The organism is Pseudomonas sp. NPDC089918 (genome assembly GCF_050280605.1).
Taxonomy (GTDB): Bacteria; Pseudomonadota; Gammaproteobacteria; order Pseudomonadales; family Pseudomonadaceae; genus Aquipseudomonas.
This window is the reverse complement of record NZ_JBNNVP010000017.1, coordinates 49,976-67,101: the sequence shown is the minus strand read 5'-3', so window position 1 is coordinate 67,101 and position 17,126 is coordinate 49,976. Positions and strand designations below refer to the sequence as shown.

General features: G+C 58.8%; 19 protein-coding genes and 1 pseudogene. 17 read left to right on the top strand and 3 right to left on the bottom strand.

The window, feature by feature from the left end; genetic code table 11:
* Window positions 1–5: 5 nt before the first annotated feature.
* Window positions 6–1,004 carry an alpha/beta hydrolase gene (locus ACQKPC_RS14410; RefSeq protein ID WP_427625210.1) on the top strand — a complete coding sequence of 333 codons (999 nt, stop codon included), beginning with the start codon at window positions 6–8 and terminating at the stop codon, window positions 1,002–1,004.
* 153 nt (window positions 1,005–1,157) lie between these two features.
* Window positions 1,158–1,949 (top strand): hypothetical protein, encoded by a 792-nt coding sequence (locus tag ACQKPC_RS14405; RefSeq protein ID WP_427625209.1) that lies wholly within the window; start codon window positions 1,158–1,160, stop codon window positions 1,947–1,949.
* A 125-nt stretch (window positions 1,950–2,074) separates the two neighbouring features.
* Here the strand turns inward: ACQKPC_RS14405 and prmB are convergent, their stop codons facing one another.
* The gene (gene prmB, locus ACQKPC_RS14400; protein WP_427625208.1) at window positions 2,075–2,983 is read right to left on the bottom strand and encodes a 50S ribosomal protein L3 N(5)-glutamine methyltransferase; all 909 of its coding nucleotides are present in this window, start codon (window positions 2,981–2,983) and stop codon (window positions 2,075–2,077) included.
* Window positions 2,984–3,221: 238 nt separating this feature from the next.
* Between prmB and ACQKPC_RS14395 the strand changes: the two genes are divergently transcribed.
* The 5 genes from ACQKPC_RS14395 (at window position 3,222) to ACQKPC_RS14375 (ending at window position 5,993) form a co-directional block, all read left to right on the top strand.
* On the top strand, window positions 3,222–3,812 hold the full coding sequence (locus tag ACQKPC_RS14395) for a cysteine hydrolase family protein (protein ID WP_008076357.1): 591 nt from the start codon (window positions 3,222–3,224) through the stop codon (window positions 3,810–3,812).
* A 131-nt stretch (window positions 3,813–3,943) separates the two neighbouring features.
* Window positions 3,944–4,264, top strand: a complete 321-nt coding sequence (locus ACQKPC_RS14390; protein WP_007898816.1) for a hypothetical protein — start codon at window positions 3,944–3,946, stop codon at window positions 4,262–4,264.
* A 75-nt stretch (window positions 4,265–4,339) separates the two neighbouring features.
* Window positions 4,340–4,897, top strand: coding sequence for a Smr/MutS family protein (locus ACQKPC_RS14385; protein ID WP_007898817.1), 558 nt, complete (start codon window positions 4,340–4,342; stop codon window positions 4,895–4,897).
* A 77-nt stretch (window positions 4,898–4,974) separates the two neighbouring features.
* On the top strand, window positions 4,975–5,520 hold the full coding sequence (gene folE, locus ACQKPC_RS14380; protein ID WP_007898818.1) for a GTP cyclohydrolase I FolE: 546 nt from the start codon (window positions 4,975–4,977) through the stop codon (window positions 5,518–5,520).
* A gap of 101 nt (window positions 5,521–5,621) precedes the next feature.
* Window positions 5,622–5,993: a glutathione S-transferase N-terminal domain-containing protein gene (locus ACQKPC_RS14375; RefSeq protein ID WP_427625207.1), complete on the top strand. Its 372-nt coding sequence runs from the start codon at window positions 5,622–5,624 to the stop codon at window positions 5,991–5,993.
* A gap of 196 nt (window positions 5,994–6,189) precedes the next feature.
* On the opposite strand, the gene ACQKPC_RS14370 is transcribed toward ACQKPC_RS14375, so the two are convergent.
* A complete protein-coding gene (locus ACQKPC_RS14370; protein WP_427625205.1) occupies window positions 6,190–7,356 on the bottom strand; it encodes a PLP-dependent aminotransferase family protein in 1,167 nt (388 codons plus the stop codon).
* An 83-nt stretch (window positions 7,357–7,439) separates the two neighbouring features.
* On the opposite strand from ACQKPC_RS14370, the gene ACQKPC_RS14365 reads away from it, so the two are divergent.
* The 3 genes from ACQKPC_RS14365 (at window position 7,440) to ACQKPC_RS14355 (ending at window position 10,257) form a co-directional block, all read left to right on the top strand.
* A complete protein-coding gene (locus ACQKPC_RS14365) occupies window positions 7,440–7,886 on the top strand; it encodes a MarR family winged helix-turn-helix transcriptional regulator (protein WP_007898821.1) in 447 nt (148 codons plus the stop codon).
* Between the two features lie 315 nt (window positions 7,887–8,201).
* On the top strand, window positions 8,202–9,551 hold the full coding sequence (locus tag ACQKPC_RS14360; RefSeq protein ID WP_123496256.1) for an NCS2 family permease: 1,350 nt from the start codon (window positions 8,202–8,204) through the stop codon (window positions 9,549–9,551).
* 79 nt (window positions 9,552–9,630) lie between these two features.
* Window positions 9,631–10,257 (top strand): LysE family translocator, encoded by a 627-nt coding sequence (locus ACQKPC_RS14355; RefSeq protein WP_007898823.1) that lies wholly within the window; start codon window positions 9,631–9,633, stop codon window positions 10,255–10,257.
* A gap of 221 nt (window positions 10,258–10,478) precedes the next feature.
* Here ACQKPC_RS14355 and uraH read toward each other — a convergent pair whose 3' ends face one another.
* Entirely contained in the window at window positions 10,479–10,832 is a 354-nt protein-coding gene (uraH, locus tag ACQKPC_RS14350; RefSeq protein ID WP_007898824.1) for a hydroxyisourate hydrolase, read from the bottom strand.
* Window positions 10,833–11,267: 435 nt separating this feature from the next.
* On the opposite strand from uraH, the gene puuE reads away from it, so the two are divergent.
* From puuE to ACQKPC_RS14315, 7 genes and pseudogenes are all read left to right on the top strand, one after another.
* Entirely contained in the window at window positions 11,268–12,194 is a 927-nt protein-coding gene (gene puuE, locus ACQKPC_RS14345) for an allantoinase PuuE (protein ID WP_427625201.1), read from the top strand.
* Window positions 12,191–12,706, top strand: a complete 516-nt coding sequence (gene uraD, locus ACQKPC_RS14340) for a 2-oxo-4-hydroxy-4-carboxy-5-ureidoimidazoline decarboxylase (protein ID WP_427625199.1) — start codon at window positions 12,191–12,193, stop codon at window positions 12,704–12,706. Before puuE ends, uraD begins: the two co-directional genes overlap by 4 nt.
* 88 nt (window positions 12,707–12,794) lie before the next feature.
* Window positions 12,795–13,790 carry an allantoicase gene (gene alc / locus ACQKPC_RS14335; RefSeq protein WP_427625197.1) on the top strand — a complete coding sequence of 332 codons (996 nt, stop codon included), beginning with the start codon at window positions 12,795–12,797 and terminating at the stop codon, window positions 13,788–13,790.
* Window positions 13,791–13,943: 153 nt separating this feature from the next.
* The gene (locus tag ACQKPC_RS14330) at window positions 13,944–14,447 is read left to right on the top strand and encodes an ureidoglycolate lyase (RefSeq protein ID WP_008005655.1); all 504 of its coding nucleotides are present in this window, start codon (window positions 13,944–13,946) and stop codon (window positions 14,445–14,447) included.
* 50 nt (window positions 14,448–14,497) lie between these two features.
* Window positions 14,498–15,802, top strand: coding sequence for a urate hydroxylase PuuD (locus ACQKPC_RS14325; RefSeq protein ID WP_427625195.1), 1,305 nt, complete (start codon window positions 14,498–14,500; stop codon window positions 15,800–15,802).
* A 163-nt stretch (window positions 15,803–15,965) separates the two neighbouring features.
* Window positions 15,966–16,088: pseudogene (locus ACQKPC_RS14320) on the top strand (solute carrier family 23 protein); the annotation flags it as partial.
* Between the two features lie 183 nt (window positions 16,089–16,271).
* A complete protein-coding gene (locus ACQKPC_RS14315) occupies window positions 16,272–17,057 on the top strand; it encodes an outer membrane protein OmpK (RefSeq protein WP_427625193.1) in 786 nt (261 codons plus the stop codon).
* Window positions 17,058–17,126: the final 69 nt, after the last annotated feature.

Here is a 17,126-nt window from a genome sequence, read left to right as displayed (position 1 = left end):
ACCTTATGGCCGCCTGCGAGTCCAACCGGCACCGAGTGGATGATGGCGTGATGATGCTGCGAGTTCTAGCCTTGAGCCTTACCTTGTTTACCGGCTTTGCACAGGCCACTGTCCTGCAACGCCCGATTACATTGGACACCGGCAGCGGCGAGCTTTTCGGCTCGCTGTTGCTGCCCAAGTCCGACACGCCTGTGCCGGTTGTCCTGATCATTTCCGGCTCCGGTCCTACGGATCGTGACGGAAACAACCCCGACGGCGGACGCAACGACAGCCTCAAACGGCTGGCCTGGGTGCTGGCCAAACACAACATCGCCAGCGTGCGCTACGACAAACGCGGCGTGGCGGCGAGCCTGGCTGCGACTCCAGACGAACGTAATCTGTCGGTGGAGGCCTATGTGGCCGACGCCGAAGCCTGGGGCCACAAGCTCAAAACCGATCCGCGCTTTGGCAAACTGATTTTGCTCGGCCACAGCGAAGGTGCATTGATCGCCAGCCTCGCGGCACCAAACATCGATGCCGCAGCGGTGATATCCATGTCCGGCAGCGCCCGGCCGATCGATCAGGTACTGCGCCAGCAGTTGAGCAATCGCCTGCCGCCTCCCTTGATGCTGCGCAGCAATGAACTGCTCGACAGCCTCAAGGCCGGCCACACCGACGACAACGTGCCACCTCAGTTGCAGGTGATTTTCCGCCCCAGCGTGCAGCCGTATCTGATCTCACTATTCCGCCAAGACCCGGCGGCGGCCTTCGGCAAATTGAAAATGCCGGCGCTGATCATCCAGGGCAGCAACGACATTCAGGTCGGCGTCGGTGATGCCCAAGCGCTCAAGGCGGCCAAACCGGACGCCGAACTGGCGCTGATCGAAGGCATGAACCACGTGATGCGCATCGTGCCCAACGACGTGAAGCGGCAATTGGCCTCCTATAAAGATCCGCAATTACCACTGGCGGCCGAACTCGGCGCGCGAATCCTCGAGTTTATTGACGGACTTCGCACCCGTTAAACGCTGTCAGAAGGCGTTCTCAACCAGTTTTCACGCCGTGAAAACCGGTTGAGAACGTCCCTGGCCCTCCAGTCCTGAAAAAAACGGCCGATAAGCCTTTGTCGCCAGCGCACTGGCTGGTGGCAAGCAGGGCTTGGACAGGATCTCGCCGTTATGACTGATACCCAGACTTCACCCGACACCCCCGCTGAAAAAGACGCACCGCCAGCGGTCGAGCTGCCGTGGGCGGACGTCCACGTCGAGCACCACAAAATGCTCCGCCTGGCGCCGTTGAAAACCGACCGCAACACCGGTGGACGGCCGTTGCGCTTTGTCGAATTCGGTTACGCCGAACGCAATAGCAAGGAACACAGCCTGCTGCGCATGGCCATCAAACTGCCGGGCCAGCGTGTGCGCAAAGAACAGAATCATCTGGATGTCTGGGTTGATCACGCTGCCAAACGCGTGCATTTCGGCCCGGAAAGTGGCTTGCAGATCGAGCCGTTGAACCGTGGCATCGGGCGTTACATGGCCGCTCAGGGCATTACGTGGGCGAAGAAAAGATGGCCCGCCTACACCGTCGATGGTACTGACCTGAACAACAAGGATGCGCTGAACGAAGACACTCGCCTGCGCCGCGATCACTTTCTGCGGGTGCACGGTTTTGACGTGGTCTACGCCGACGCCCAGCATTTGAAGGGCAGCGTTAAAGAGGTGTCGGTAGGTGATTTGCTCGGCGACTGGAACAGCGAAAAGTTGCAGCAGGTGGAAATTCTCGAAGCCGCGCAGATGCTCCAACAAGCCGAGCAGAACCTGGCGGAACAGGAAGTCAAACTGAAGAAGCACGAAGAAAAAGTCAGCAAGTACAAACGCGAAGACGCCGGGCTGCGTTTTACCATTACCTGTCTGGTGGCGTTTGCGGTGTTTCAGGCGGGATTGTTGATCTGGATTGCTACGCACCGTTGAAGGCTTGAGACCGCAGCGCTGCCATCGCGGGCAAGCCACGCTCCCACAGTTTTGTGTTGTGTCCAATTGATCTGGCACACACAAAACCTGTGGGAGCGTGGCTTGCCCGCGAAGGCTTTCTAGAGTCAGACGCGAGAAGCGAACAACGCCTGATGATCGCGGCACTGCTGCGCCGTCAGCATGAACACCCCATGCCCACCGCGCTCGAACTCCAGCCAGGCGAAGTCGACTTCCGGGTACAGCGCCTCGACGTGAACCTGGCTGTTACCCACCTCGACAATCAGCAAACCTTTCTCGGTCAGATGATCCGCCGCTTCGGCGAGCATGCGGCGCACCAGGTTCAAACCGTCGTCGCCACAGGCCAGGCCCAGCTCCGGTTCGTGCTGATACTCGTCCGGCATGTCGGCGAAATCTTCCGCATCGACGTAGGGCGGGTTCGACACAATCAGGTCGAAACGTTGACCTGGCAAGCCATCAAAACCATCGCCCTGAACAGTGAACACGCGCTCATCGACACCGTGACGCTCGATGTTCTGGTTCGCCACTTCCAGCGCTTCGAACGACAGATCGGCCAGTACCACTTCGGCGTTCTGGAACTCATAAGCACAGGCGATGCCGATGCAACCGGAACCGGTGCACAGGTCGAGAATGCGCGCAGGTTCGGCACCCAACCACGGTTCGAAACGCTTTTCGATCAGCTCGCCAATTGGCGAACGCGGGATCAGCACGCGTTCGTCGACAATGAACGACATACCGCAGAACCAGGCTTCGCCCAGCAGGTAAGCGGTCGGAATGCGCTCTTCGATGCGACGTTTGAGCAGGCGCTGCAAGTTGACCAGTTCGTCCTCTTCCAGATTGCAGTCGAGGTAGCTATCGGCGATTTCCCACGGCAAGTGCAGCGCACCCAACACCAGTTGACGGGCTTCGTCCCAGGCGTTGTCGGTCCCATGGCCGAAAAACAGATCCTCCCCATGGAAGCGGCTGACGGCCCAACGGATATGGTCACGCAGGGTACGAAGTCGGGAAGTGATCACGGGGCAAACTCCAGAAAAAACGACTGACGATTCTAACAGCCAAAAGACGCCACGACGACGCAGGAAAAACACCGGACCAGATGTAGGACTCTTCTATTTTTTCAGCAAGCTATTGAACAGAACGAGTATCTTGACAAGGCTGCGACCCAACAACGGCGGTGCCTACGATGGTAGCGATTCACAGAAGCGCTCAGCCAGAGGACAATGTCGCAAAAGCCCCACTCGAAGGAGCCCCAGAATGTCCGTTCCAAAAACGATGTTTCAACTCAGCGGCCGTGGTTATGCAGCGGCCAATCTGGGTCATGCGACCCTTGTCATCATCGATGCCCAGAAAGAATACCTCAGCGGCCCCTTGGCACTGAGCGGCATGGATGCTGCCGTCGCGAACATCAAGCAACTGGTGGCCGCTGCCCGTGCAGCCGGTCGGCCGATCGTGCACGTGCGCCACCTCGGCACCGTCGGTGGGCTGTTCGACCCGCAAGGCGAGCGCGGTGAGTTCATCCCGGGCCTGGAGCCACAGGGCGATGAAACCATCATCGGCAAATTGCTGCCGAGTGCGTTTCATGGCACCGAACTGCTGGAGCGCCTGCAGAATCTCGGCTCGCTGGACCTTATCGTCTGCGGCTTCATGAGCCATTCCAGCGTCAGCACTACCGTGCGCGCCGCGAAGAACCTGGGCTTTCGTTGCACATTGGTTGAAGACGCCTGCGCGACTCGCGACCTGCCCTCCAAGGGTGGCGTCCTGAGCGCCGAGCATGTTCAGCACACCGAGATGGCGATCATGGCGGACAATTTCGCCACCCTCGCCCAGACCCGCGAACTGATCTGATCGACCGTCGATGAGCGGCCCATGCCGCCGCTCATCCGCAAAAGCCTCTCATTTGCTGTAATTGCCCTAGCCTCAGGAACATCCCGGTCAACTCCCGGTCGAAGGGCCGATACCCATTGAGGAAGGTCGGAATGAAGTTATCCGATGGTTTTGATGCACGCCGCTTGCGGCCCAAAGGCCAAAGCAACTGGCGTTTTCGCTTCGGCGCAGCCATTGCCGCTCTGCTGGCGATGTGCGGCGTGCTGCTGGTGATGGCAGGTGCCGCCAGCCTGCTCGGCCAAGCGCCCGCCCTGGGCGAGTTGAATACCAACCGGGTCGGTTCGGCAGTGATTTTGGCGATTGGCCTGTTCGTGCTGTACATCGGCGTGTGGCTGTGGCGCCGCTGCCGCCGCCGTTCGCGTCAATCGCAAGAGCTGAACATGTCCCCGCATTTGATGAAAAAACACGACTGAGCCGAACGCCACGCGTTTTGTCGCGCCCCATTCGCTTCGACTTGGGTAAACTGGCCGCCCTTCGCGGAGGCTGACATGCAAGACGACGATTTTTCCCTGTTCAAAAGCGCGATCCAAGGCGTCAAGCCGATCAAGCACGATCGCGCCGAAACCGGCAAACCCAAGGCCGACCGCGCGCAAATCGCCAAGCTGCGCCAGGCCGCCACCGTGCGCACCGATGCCACCACCGTTGATGGGCTGTCCGATCAGTTCGTCATTGATGTCGGCCCCGAAGATGAGCTGATGTGGGCCCGCGACGGTGTCCAGGAAAGCCAGATGCGCAAGCTCAAGATCGGACAGATTCCGTTCGAAGGCAGCCTCGACCTGCATGGCATGAACGTGGAAAAGGCCCGTGAGACCCTATGGGCCTTTCTGGCCGAAGCGACCAAATTCGAAATCCGCTGCGTACGTGTCACCCACGGCAAAGCGGTGCGCCTGGACGGCAAGCGGCCGATGATCAAAAGCCACGTCAACACCTGGCTACGTCAGCATTCACAGGTGCTTGGCTTCACCTCGTGCCAACCGAAACACGGCGGCGCCGGAGCGGTTTATGTGATGCTCAAACGCACTATGATGGAAGGTCGCGACGAGTGATGCCGTCGCTTCACGCTTGCAGCGCCGTGTCCGTCACCGTACCCTTGCCCTTTGCGTAAAATCCCACAGGTAGTTTCATGTCCCTGGAACAGAATTACACCGAGATTCTCGGCCAATTGGGCGAGGACGCCTCCCGCGAGGGCCTGCTCGACACGCCAAAACGTGCCGCCAAAGCCATGCAGTACCTTTGCCGCGGTTATGAACAGACACTGGAAGAGGTCACCAACGGTGCCTTGTTCAGCTCCGACAACAGCGAGATGGTGCTGGTCAAGGACATCGAGCTCTACTCGTTGTGCGAGCACCACATGCTGCCGTTCATCGGCAAAGCCCACGTTGCCTACATCCCGAGCGGCAAGGTCCTGGGGCTGTCGAAAGTCGCGCGGATCGTCGATATGTACGCCCGCCGCCTGCAGATCCAGGAAAACCTCAGTCGCCAGATCGCCGATGCGGTCCAGCAAGTCACCGGCGCCTTGGGCGTTGCGGTGGTGATCGAGGCCAAGCACATGTGCATGATGATGCGCGGTGTGGAGAAACAGAACTCGACGATGATCACCTCGGTGATGCTCGGCGAGTTTCGCGAAAACGCGGCCACCCGCAGCGAGTTTCTCAGCCTGATCAAGTAACTCGCAGCACGAAGAAAACCGGCACTGATCGCCGGTTTTTTTTCACCTGCGAAAATCAGGTAAGCTGCGCGCCTTCTGTTTGCCCCTGTGAGGCTTATACCGTGTTCGTTAAAGCGCTTCGTGTCGGCCTTGGCCAACTGATCATCTTCATCGACTTCATCAGCCGTCCGGGCAAAAAACAGCGCCCTGCCGAAGCTCAGGCTCAGGTCAACACGGCCGCCAAGGACCTGACCCTGTATCAGTTCCACGCTTGCCCGTTCTGCGTAAAAACCCGTCGCACCTTGCGTCGCCTGAACGTACCGGTGGCGTTGCGCGATGCCAAGAACAACGAACAGGATCGCCAGGCTCTGCTGGAGCAAGGTGGCAAGATCAAGGTGCCGTGCCTGCGCATCGAAGAGAATGGCCAGACCACCTGGATGTATGAGTCCAAGGTGATCATTGATTATCTGGATAAGCGGTTTGCTGCAGTCTGATAGTTTTGTCGTGCTCTGACTGACGCCTTCGCGAGCAAGCCTGCTCCACATTGGTTTTGTGGTTTGATGGGATTTGTGTTCAACACCGATTCAGTGTGGGAGCGGGCTTGCTCGCGAAGAGGCCGGCACAATCACTGCAAATTTCAGACAAAAATAAACCGGCCCTTGCGCCGGTTTATTCGTTTCTACCCTCCCCTCAAGCCGCTTCTGCCGCCTGGGCCTCGCGCACCACCGTCGCCAATCGCTTGAGCCCTTCGTCCAGCCGCGCCGGGTCGATGTGGCTGAAATTCAGCCGCAGATGACCGGGGTTCTTGTCCGGCTCAGGAAAAAATGGCTCGCCCGGCATAAACGCCACATCCGCCGCCAGCGCAGCCTTGAGCAGCGTGCGCGTATCCAGCGGCTGCTTGAGTGTCAGCCAGAAAAACAACCCGCCCTGCGGCACGTTCCACTGCGCCAGATCGCAAAAGTGCGTTTCCAATGCCGACTGAAACGCATCCCGACGAACCCGATAGAAATCACGCAACTCACCCAGATGCTGTTGGTATTTCTCAGTGCCGATCCATTGCAGCGCTTGCCACTGCCCGATGCGGTTGGTGTGCAGATCGGCCGATTGCTTGAGCCGCAGCAAGTGCGCAAACAGGTCCGGGCTGGCGATCAGGTAACCGACCCGCAGGCCCGGCAACAGGGTTTTCGACACGGTGCCGGTGTAGATCCAGCTGGCTTTGTTCAACCGGCTGACGATCGGCGTGGCACTGCCGCCATCGAAGGTCAGTTCGCGGTAGGGTTCGTCTTCGATCAGGGTCACGCCGAACTCGTCGAGCAACGCCGCCACTGCATCGCGCTTGGCCTCGCTGTAGCGCACCGCTGACGGGTTCTGAAACGTCGGAATCAGGTAGATGAACGCTGGCTTGTGTTTTTCCAGACGGCTGCGCAATTGCACCAGGTTCGGGCCATCGGCTTCCAGCGGGACGGTGATGCAGTCGGCGCCGAACAGCTGAAAAATCTGCAGCGCCGCCAGATAGGTCGGCGCTTCAAGCAGGATCTCGGTGCCTTTGTCGATGTAGAGCTTGGCCGCAAGATCGAGGGTTTGCTGGGAACCGCTGACCACCAGCACCTGACTCGCCTCACACGGCACACCCAACGCTCGGGCTTCGGCCGCCAGCGCCTCACGCAGTGCTGGCTCGCCTTCGCTCATGCCGTACTGCCCCATGGACAGCGGCATATCCGCCCACTCGACTTTCGGCAGCATGGCTTCGGCCGGTAAACCGCCAGCGAAAGACATCACTTCCGGACGCTGGGCGGCGGCGAGGATTTCACGGATCAAAGAACTTTTAAGGCGCGAGACACGTTCGGAAAAAGCCATGGGGGGTCACCGGTAGCGAGGCCTGAGGAAAATGAGTCAAACTGGTTGACCGAAATTACGACAGACCGAGCGGATACGTCAATATGCTTGACCTTAAAAACCCCAGCACTCAGCAACAAGCCATGGAAGCGTTTTTCTTCGGTTACCAGGCATTCACCGCCAAGGCCGACGAAATGCTCGAGCGTCGCGGCTTGAGCCGGGTGCACCAACGCATCGTGTTTTTCATTGCCCGCTACCCTGCCCTCAGCGTCAAGGAGTTGCTGGCGTTGCTCGGCGTGAGCAAACAGGCGCTGAACATTCCGCTGCGTCAGTTGGTGGAAATGCATTTGGTAAACAGCGTCGCGTCCGAGACCGACAAGCGTAAGCGGTTGCTGGAACTGACTGCAGAAGGCGCGCGGTTCGAGCAGTCGTTGCGGCGCGAGCAGGTGAAATTGCTCGAGCGGGTGTTTGCCGAAGCTGGGGAGACGGCGGTGAATGGGTGGTTGGCGGTGAATCTCGCGCTGGGTAAAGCCCAGGTCTTTCCAAGCTGATCGTTCCCACGCTCTGCGTGGGAATGCATCCCGTGACGCTCTGCGTCACATCAACGGCGGACGCAGAGCGTCCATGGCGGCATTCCCACGCAGAGCGTGGGAACGATCGTCTATAGCCGATATATCCCGATCAACAAACTTTTCGTCTACAAAATCAAAAACATTATTTGCTTTATTTGTATACAAAAGCATAATTCGCTTCGTGCGAGTTCCTGACCATCAGGTCAACAAATTCGCAAGTACCTCAAAGGGTCGCTGCCACCCTCATGGGTCCGGCCCTGGAAATAACAATAAAACTCTTGAGGAGTACTCGCTGTGGAAAGCCGCAAATCCGAAGCCCCGACGCTGGAACTCTCGCCGCCATTACGCAATGGCTGGCTGGAGCGCATCTTCAAACTCAGCTTGCACGGCACCACGGTGAAGACCGAGCTGATCGCCGGTCTGACAACCTTCATCACCATGGCTTACATCATCTTCGTCAACCCGAACATCATGGCCGATGCCGGCATCGATCACGGCGCGGCGTTCGTCGCCACCTGCATCGCCGCCGCGCTGGGTTGCCTGCTGATGGGCCTGTACGCCAACTGGCCGGTCGGCCTGGCACCAGGCATGGGCCTGAACGCGTTCTTCACTTACACCGTGGTCGGCACCATGGGCTACAACTGGGAAACCGCCCTCGGTGCGGTGTTCGTCTCCGGTGTGTTGTTCATGTTCCTGACCTTTTCGCGGATTCGCGAATGGCTGCTCAACAGCATTCCAGTGAGTTTGCGCTTTGCCATGGGCGCCGGTGTGGGTCTGTTTCTAGGGCTGATCGGCTTGAAAACCGCGGGCATCGTTGTCGATAGCCCGGCCACCCTGATCAAGCTCGGCTCCCTGCGCGAGCCTGGCCCGCTGCTGGCGGCCATCTGCTTCCTGATGATCGCCGTGCTCAGCTACCACAAAGTGTTCGGTGCGATCCTCATCAGCATCATCACCGTGACCCTGGCTGGTTGGGGCCTGGGCCTTGTGCACTACGAAGGGATTATGTCAGCCCCGCCGAGCCTGGCACCGACCTGGATGGCCATGAATGTCGCCGGCGTATTCAACGTCAGCATGATCAGCGTGGTACTCGCTTTCCTCTTCGTGCACATGTTCGACACCGCCGGCACCCTGATGGGCGTCGCCCAGCGCGCCAACCTGGTGAACGCTGACGGCCGGATCGAAAACCTTTCTCGCGCCATGAAAGCCGACAGTGCTTCCAGCGTATTTGGTGCGGTGGTCGGTGTTCCGCCGGTCACCAGCTACGTGGAAAGTGCCGCTGGTGTAGCCGCTGGTGGTCGGACTGGTCTTACCGCCGTGACCGTAGGTGTGCTATTTATTGCCGCGATGTTTTTCGCACCGCTGGCTGGCATGATCCCCGCTTATGCAACCGCCGGTGCGCTGATTTATGTGGCGATGCTGATGATGGGCGGCATGGCGCATATCGAATGGGACGAAGCCACCGACAGCATTCCGGCGATCGTTACCGCGATCATGATGCCGCTGACCTTCTCGGTCGCCGACGGTATCGCGCTGGGCTTTATCACTTACGTGGTGCTGAAGGCTTTCACCGGTAAACACAAGGAAATTTCCGTCAGTTTGTGGGTGCTCTGCGCGATCTTCATCGCCAAGTTCATTTTCTTGTAAGCCGTCTACGTTTCAAAAACAGTGTTTCAAAACAGCCTCACCCCGTCGGGTGAGGCTTTTGCATATAGGGAGGAAAGTGATGAGTCTGGAAACCTGGCTGCTGTTCAGCGGCGCTGCGCTGGTGGTGATCCTGATCCCGGGGCCACTGTCTTTGCTGATGATCAGCAACAGTCTGAATTACGGTTTGCGCCGCTCTTACCCGGCGTTTCTGGGAGGCGTGATTGCCTCGATCTGCCTGCTCAGTGCTTCGGCGCTTGGCTTGGGCGCATTGTTGCTGGCGTCGGAACAGCTGTTCAGCGCCCTGAAAATCGTCGGTGCGCTGTACCTGTTCTATCTCGCCTGGCAGAGCTGGCAACAATCGCGTCAGCCCTCCCAAGGCGCCGAAGTGCCCCAGGCTGCGCCGGTGCCGCGCTTTCGTGCACTGTTCGGGCGCGCGTTCATGCTCGGCGCGAGCAATCCGAAAGACATTTTGTTCTTCGCCGCTTTCCTGCCGCAGTTTTTGAGTGCTGAGCAACCGTTCCTGCCGCAATTGCTGGTGATGATTGCCACCTGGACCGTGCTGGATCTGCTGTGCAAATTGGCTTATGGGTTGGGGGCTCACGGCGCGGCGCGGTATTTGCGCAGCGGCAATGGGCAGAGCTGGTTTAACCGGGTCAGTGCGGGGTTGTTTAGCGGGGCTGGTGCGGCGTCGTTGTTGAGTCGTTAAAAGCAAAAGCTTCGCGAGCAAGCCCGCTCCCACATTTGATCTCTGCCGGTCATAAATAATGTATTCGCAGAAGATCCAGTGTGGGAGCGGGCTTGCTCGCGAAGGCGTCATCAGCAACACCACATATCTCAGGGCAAAAAAAAGCCCGCAGTGTGAGCGGGCGAAAGACCAAAGAAGCTTATGCGCAGCTTTTTTGAGAAGAAGGGGCTGGGGGAAAAGTCCTAGCTTCCTCTGTAGGTCGAATAGCTATACGGCGAAATCAACAACGGCACGTGGTAGTGATCCTGTTCCGCAGAGATGCCGAAACGCAGCACCACCACATCCAGGAACGCAGGCTCAGGCAGCTGAACCCCACGAGCGCGGTAGTAATCACCCGCATGAAACTGAAGCTGATAGACCCCGGACCGATAGTCATCACCTTGCAGCAGCGGCGAATCGACACGGCCATCGCTGTTGGTGAGCGCAGTGGCGACCAATTCCAGCTGCGAACCTTCAACGCGGTACAACTCGACCTTGATCGAACTGCCCGGGCAACCGTGTGCAGCGTCCAAAACGTGTGTAGTCAAACGTCCCATTGATTCTGCGCGCCTGCCTGCGTGGAGCAGTCAGACCTCGCGCCTCCCGAAGTCAGTTGAAAAGGAGACCGCACCGTTTCGGAGCACGAAAAGCTGCGGCGAGCGACTGATTAAGACACTTTTCATAAAAATTGTACACAATAAAAACGACATTTTTACCGCTGCCACCTCCATTCAGGGTTTGTCAGCGAATCTTGCGCCGAACCATGAGATCAGAGGACCTCCTATCCATTAGCTGACCAGTCAGGCAGGTTTCTTGCAGTACCCTTCAAAGTGGATAGCCTATGAAAAATGCAAAAAAACAGGCTTACAAAGTGAACATAAAGTTGTATACAATCAACCCATCGCTGTGACGCCAGCCTGCCCTCTCATCGCCAGGCCGCCACACACACCCTGACTTTGAACAAGTCGACACGAACAAGAAGGAAGACTGCAGTGAGCGCTGACTATCCACGCGACCTGATCGGTTACGGCAGTAACCCTCCTCACCCACACTGGCCGGGCAATGCCCGCATCGCGCTGTCCTTCGTGCTCAACTACGAGGAAGGTGGCGAGCGCAATATCCTGCACGGCGATAAAGAGTCCGAAGCGTTCCTCTCGGAAATGGTCTCGGCGCAGCCGCTGCAAGGCGAGCGCAACATGAGCATGGAATCCCTTTACGAGTATGGCAGCCGTGCCGGCGTCTGGCGGATTCTGAAACTGTTCAAGGAATTCGACATTCCGCTGACCATCTTCGCCGTGGCCATGGCCGCCCAGCGCCACCCGGACGTGATCCGCGCCATGGTCGATGCTGGCCATGAAATCTGCAGTCACGGCTACCGCTGGATCGACTACCAGTACATGGACGAAGCGCAGGAACGCGAGCACATGCTCGAAGCGATCCGCATCCTCACCGAAATCACCGGCGAGCGCCCACTGGGCTGGTACACCGGCCGCACCGGCCCGAACACCCGTCGGCTGGTGATGGAAGAAGGCGGTTTCCTTTACGACTGCGATACCTACGACGACGACCTGCCCTACTGGGAACCGAACAACCCGACCGGCAAGCCGCATTTGGTGATCCCGTACACCCTGGACACCAACGACATGCGCTTCACCCAGGTCCAGGGCTTCAACAAGGGCGACGACTTTTTCGAATACCTCAAAGACGCGTTCGACGTGCTGTATGCCGAAGGCGCCGAGGCACCGAAGATGTTGTCGATCGGCCTGCACTGCCGGCTGATTGGCCGTCCAGCGCGTCTGGCTTCGCTCAAACGCTTTATCGAATACGCTAAAAGTCATGAACAGGTGTGGTTCAGCCGCCGCGTCGACATCGCTCGCCACTGGCACACAACCCACCCGTATCAAGGGGCCGCGAAATGAGCCGCTTCCAAACCCTGAAGCCATCGTCCCTGAGCCGCGACGCGTTTGTCGCCGCCTTCGCCGACATCTACGAACACTCGCCATGGGTGGCCGAGAAGGCCTTCGACCTGGGCCAGGACCCTTCGATCGACGAGATCGAAACCCTGCACCAGCGCATGAGCGACATCTTGTTGAGCGCTGATCACACAAGCCAACTGGCCCTGATCAACGCTCACCCGGACCTGGCCGGCAAAGCCGCCGTCCAGGGCCAGCTTACCGCTGCCAGCACTGAAGAACAGTCTGGCGCGGGTATTCACCAATGCACGGCCGAAGAGTTCCAGCGCTTCACCGAGCTGAACGACGCCTACAAGGCCAAGTTCAAGTTTCCCTTCATCATGGCGGTAAAAGGCAGCAACCGGCATCAGATCCTCGCAGCGTTCGAAACGCGCATCCACAACTCGGTCGACACCGAATTCAAATGCGCGCTGGCGCAGATCAACAAGATCGCCCTGTTCCGATTACTGACCCTATAGCGAACTTGGCCCGAGCGTTAAAAAACGCGGAAAACGCTCAGGGCCCTGCAAGCATCCCAAGCCAACTTATTAAAGGCAGACAAGAAGAATGAAAGCTTACGCCGTACCTTTCGAGAAGTTCGTCAACCTGGCCGACGCCCGCCTGGGCACCAAAATCATCTCGGTCACCGATGACTGGTTCGCCGACGCCAACCGTCTGTTCCAACCGACCCCGGCCGTGTGGAAGGAGGGCGTGTTCGATGACAACGGCAAGTGGATGGACGGCTGGGAGTCGCGCCGCAAGCGCTTCGAAGGCTACGACAGCGCGGTGATCCGCCTGGGCGTACCGGGCTCGATCAAGGGCGTGGACATCGACACTTCATTCTTCACCGGCAACTACCCGCCATCGGCTTCCTTGGAAGCCTGCTTCCTGGCCTCGGGCGAGCCGGACGAAAACACCCAGTGGACTGAAGTGCTGTCCGCCGTCGAGCTGCAAGGCAACAGCCACCACTACCACGAAATCAATAACGACCAGGCGTTCAGCCACCTGCGCTTCAACATCTACCCGGATGGCGGCGTGGCTCGTCTGCGTGTGTACGGCATTCCTTACCGCGACTGGTCGGCTGTGGGCGACAACGAACAGGTCGACCTGGCCGCAGCCCTGAACGGTGGCCGGGCGCTGGCCTGCTCCGACGAGCACTTCGGACGCATGAGTAACATCCTCAACCCGGGTCGTGGCATCAACATGGGCGATGGCTGGGAAACCGCACGTCGTCGCACGCCGGGCAATGACTGGGTGATCGTCGCGCTGGGTCATGCGGGCGAGATCGAGAAAGTCATCGTCGACACCCTGCACTTCAAAGGCAACTACCCGGACACTTGCTCGATCCAGGGTGCATTCGTGAAAGGCGGCACCGACAGCCAGATCGAAACCCAGTCGCTGTTCTGGCGTGAACTGTTGCCAAGCCAGAAGCTGGAAATGCACGCCGAACATACCTTCGCCGAGCAGATCAAGGCACTGGGCCCGATCACCCACATCCGCCTGAACGTGTTCCCGGATGGGGGCGTGAGCCGCCTGCGCGTTTTGGGCAAGGTCGCCAAGTAAGCCGTAATGATCGTTCCCACGCTCCGCGTGGGAATGCATCAATGGACGCTCTGCGTCCGCTTTGGATGTGACGCGGAGCGTCACGGGCTGCATTCCCACGCAGAGCGTGGGAACGATCAACAAACAACACAGAATTCGGAAAAGAAGACCAGCATGCGCACATTGACGATTGAACCGCTGACCAAAGAAGCCTTCGCCCCTTTCGGTGACGTGATCGAAACCGACGGCAGTGATCACTTCATGATCAACAACGGTTCGACCATGCGCTTTCACAAACTGGCGACGGTAGAAACCGCCACGCCAGAGGACAACGCGATCATCAGCATCTTCCGCGCCGACGCGCAGGACATGCCGCTGACCGTCTGCATGCTGGAGCGTCATCCGCTGGGCAGCCAGGCTTTCATTCCGCTGCTCGGCAACCCCTTTCTGATCGTGGTCGCGCCACTTGGCGATGAACCTGTATCAGGCTTGGTCCGCGCCTTCGTCACCAACGGCAGGCAGGGCATTAATTACCATCGCGGCGTTTGGCACCATCCGGTGCTGACGATCGAAAAGCGGGATGACTTCCTGGTGGTTGATCGCAGTGGCACAGGCAATAACTGCGATGAGCATTTTTTCAAAGAGGATGAGCGTTTGATCCTCGCCCCCCACCAATAAGAGAAGGTCTGATCACTCGACAACAGAGTGACAGGCGAGAGGTAAAGACTGTGGAAGCACATCTGTTGGAATGGCTGAACCTGAGCGTGCGCTGGGTTCACATGATCACTGGCGTGGCCTGGATCGGCGCGTCGTTCTATTTCGTCTGGCTGGAGAACAACCTCAATCGGGTCAACCCGAAAAACGGGCTGGCGGGCGATTTGTGGGCGATCCATGGCGGCGGTATCTACCACCTGGAAAAATACAAACTGGCTCCACCGACCATGCCGGACAACCTGCACTGGTTCAAATGGGAAGCCTACTTCACCTGGTTGTCGGGGGTCGCGCTGCTGTGCGTGGTGTTCTACTCCAACCCGACGCTCTACCTGCTCGCTCCGGGCAGCAGCCTGACCGGCCCTGAAGGTGTCCTGCTGGGCATCGGCTCGCTGTTCGTCGGCTGGTTCATCTACTCCTTCCTCTGCGACTCGGCCCTGGGCAAACGCCCTGCCCTGCTCGGTTTCATCCTGTTCGTGCTGATCATTGGCGCCGCTTACGGCTTCAGCAAAGTGTTCAGCGGTCGTGGTGCGTACCTGCACGTCGGCGCGATCATCGGCACCATCATGGTCGGCAACGTGTTCCGCATCATCATGCCGGCGCAGCGCGCATTGGTGGCGGCGATTGCCGAGAACCGCACGCCCGATCCGGCGCTGCCGGCCAAAGGCTTGCTGCGTTCGCGACACAACAACTACTTCACCTTGCCGGTGCTGTTCATCATGATCAGCAACCACTTCCCGAGCACTTACGGCAGCCAATACAACTGGCTGATCCTGGCCGGGATCGCGGTGCTGGCGGTGTTGGTGCGTCACTACTTCAACACCCGTCACGACAGCCACAAATTCGCCTGGACCCTGCCCGCTGCGGCGGTCGGCATGATCTGCCTGGCCTATGTGACCGGGCCGGCGCCAATGTCCAGCGCACCTGAAGTGGCCAAGGCGCCTGGGGCCATCGAGTATCAGCCGCTGCCGGAAACAGCCCTCGGCGGCGGCAAGAAACCGGCTGAAGCTGCACCGACGGCAGCCCCTGAAACTGCACCCGCCCAGGCATCCAATGCCGGTCCTGCCTTCGACAAGGTGCACGACGTGATCCAGGAACGCTGCACGGTCTGCCATTCGGCGAAACCCACCAGCCCGCTGTTCAGCGCGGCGCCGGCGGGCGTGATGTTCGATACCCCCGAGCAGATCAAGCTTCAGGCCCCGCGCATCCAGGCCCAGGCTGTCGCCAGCCAGATCATGCCATTGGGCAACATCACCCAGATGACCCAGCAAGAGCGCGACCTGATCGGTGCGTGGATTGTTCAGGGAGCTCAAACCCAATAAGCAACACACCGTTGTGGCGAGGGGGCTTTTGTGGCCACAGCAAGCCCCTCGTCACAGGTCCACCCGATACACAAATCACAAGAATAAAAAAGATCCGAGGTGTTGCATGTCCGAGCTATCCGAAGCCCGTATCCCCGACGCACCCGCCATTCAGCGTTTACCCCTCTTGCAACTGCCGAAAGCGGCGCTACTGGTGGCGTCGATTCCACCTGCGGTACTGGGCGGTACGGCGATTGCGATGTTCGGCATGGTCGCCGCCACCGGGATCAAGATTCTTCAGGAAGCCGGCTGCCACGCCCACCCGCACTGACCCACTAAAAGACACACCCACTGTGGGAGCGAGCCTGCTCGCGATGACGGTATGACATTCAACATCAGTGTTGACTGAACCAACGCCATCGCGAACAGGCTCGCTCCCACAGGGGTGGCTACCTGTGCCTCAAACAATAAAAACAAAAGGGAGCAACAGATGACTCGGACAAAAACCAGCGTGCTGCTGGGCTCTGGCCTGTTGGCCGCGAGCCAGGCCATGGCCAGCGATTTACTGCTGTGGCAAACCAATAGCCTGAGCTACCTGTACGGCAAGAATTTCGTGATCAACCCGTCGATCCAGCAGACGGTGACGTTCGAGCACGCCGACAAATGGAAGTACGGCGATAACTTCCTGTTCATCGACAAGATCTTCTACAACGGCGAAGAAGACCGCAATAAAGGCCCCCACGCCTTCTATGGCGAATTCAGTCCGCGCCTGTCCTTTGGCAAGATACTCGACCGTCGTTTCGAGTTTGGCCCGATCAAGGACGTATTGCTGGCCATGACTTACGAGTATGGCGAAGGCGACAGCGAAGCGTATCTGATCGGCCCGGGTTTCGATCTGGCAGTACCGGGTTTCAACTACTTCACCTTGAACTTCTATCGTCGCCAGACCGAAGGCCCACGCCCCGGTGATGGTGTCTGGCAGATCACTCCCACTTGGTCCTACAGCGTTGCGCTAGGCAATTCGAACCTGTTGATCGATGGCTATCTGGACTGGGTGGTGGACAACGATCGCAACGCACGCGGCACTTACCACGCCAACTTGCACATCAATCCGCAGATCAAGTACGACCTGGGCAAGGCGTTGGGCTGGGGCGAGAAACGGGTCTACGTCGGCACCGAATACAGCTATTGGAAAAACAAGTACGGAATCAAAAACAGCGCCAACTTTGACACTGACCAAAACACCGCCAGCCTGCTGGTAAAGGTGCACTTTTAAGATGGCCCGCAACCGTGCCCGATACCTGTCACCGGTGCTCTGTTGCGGGGCACTTGAGACCTGGCCAAG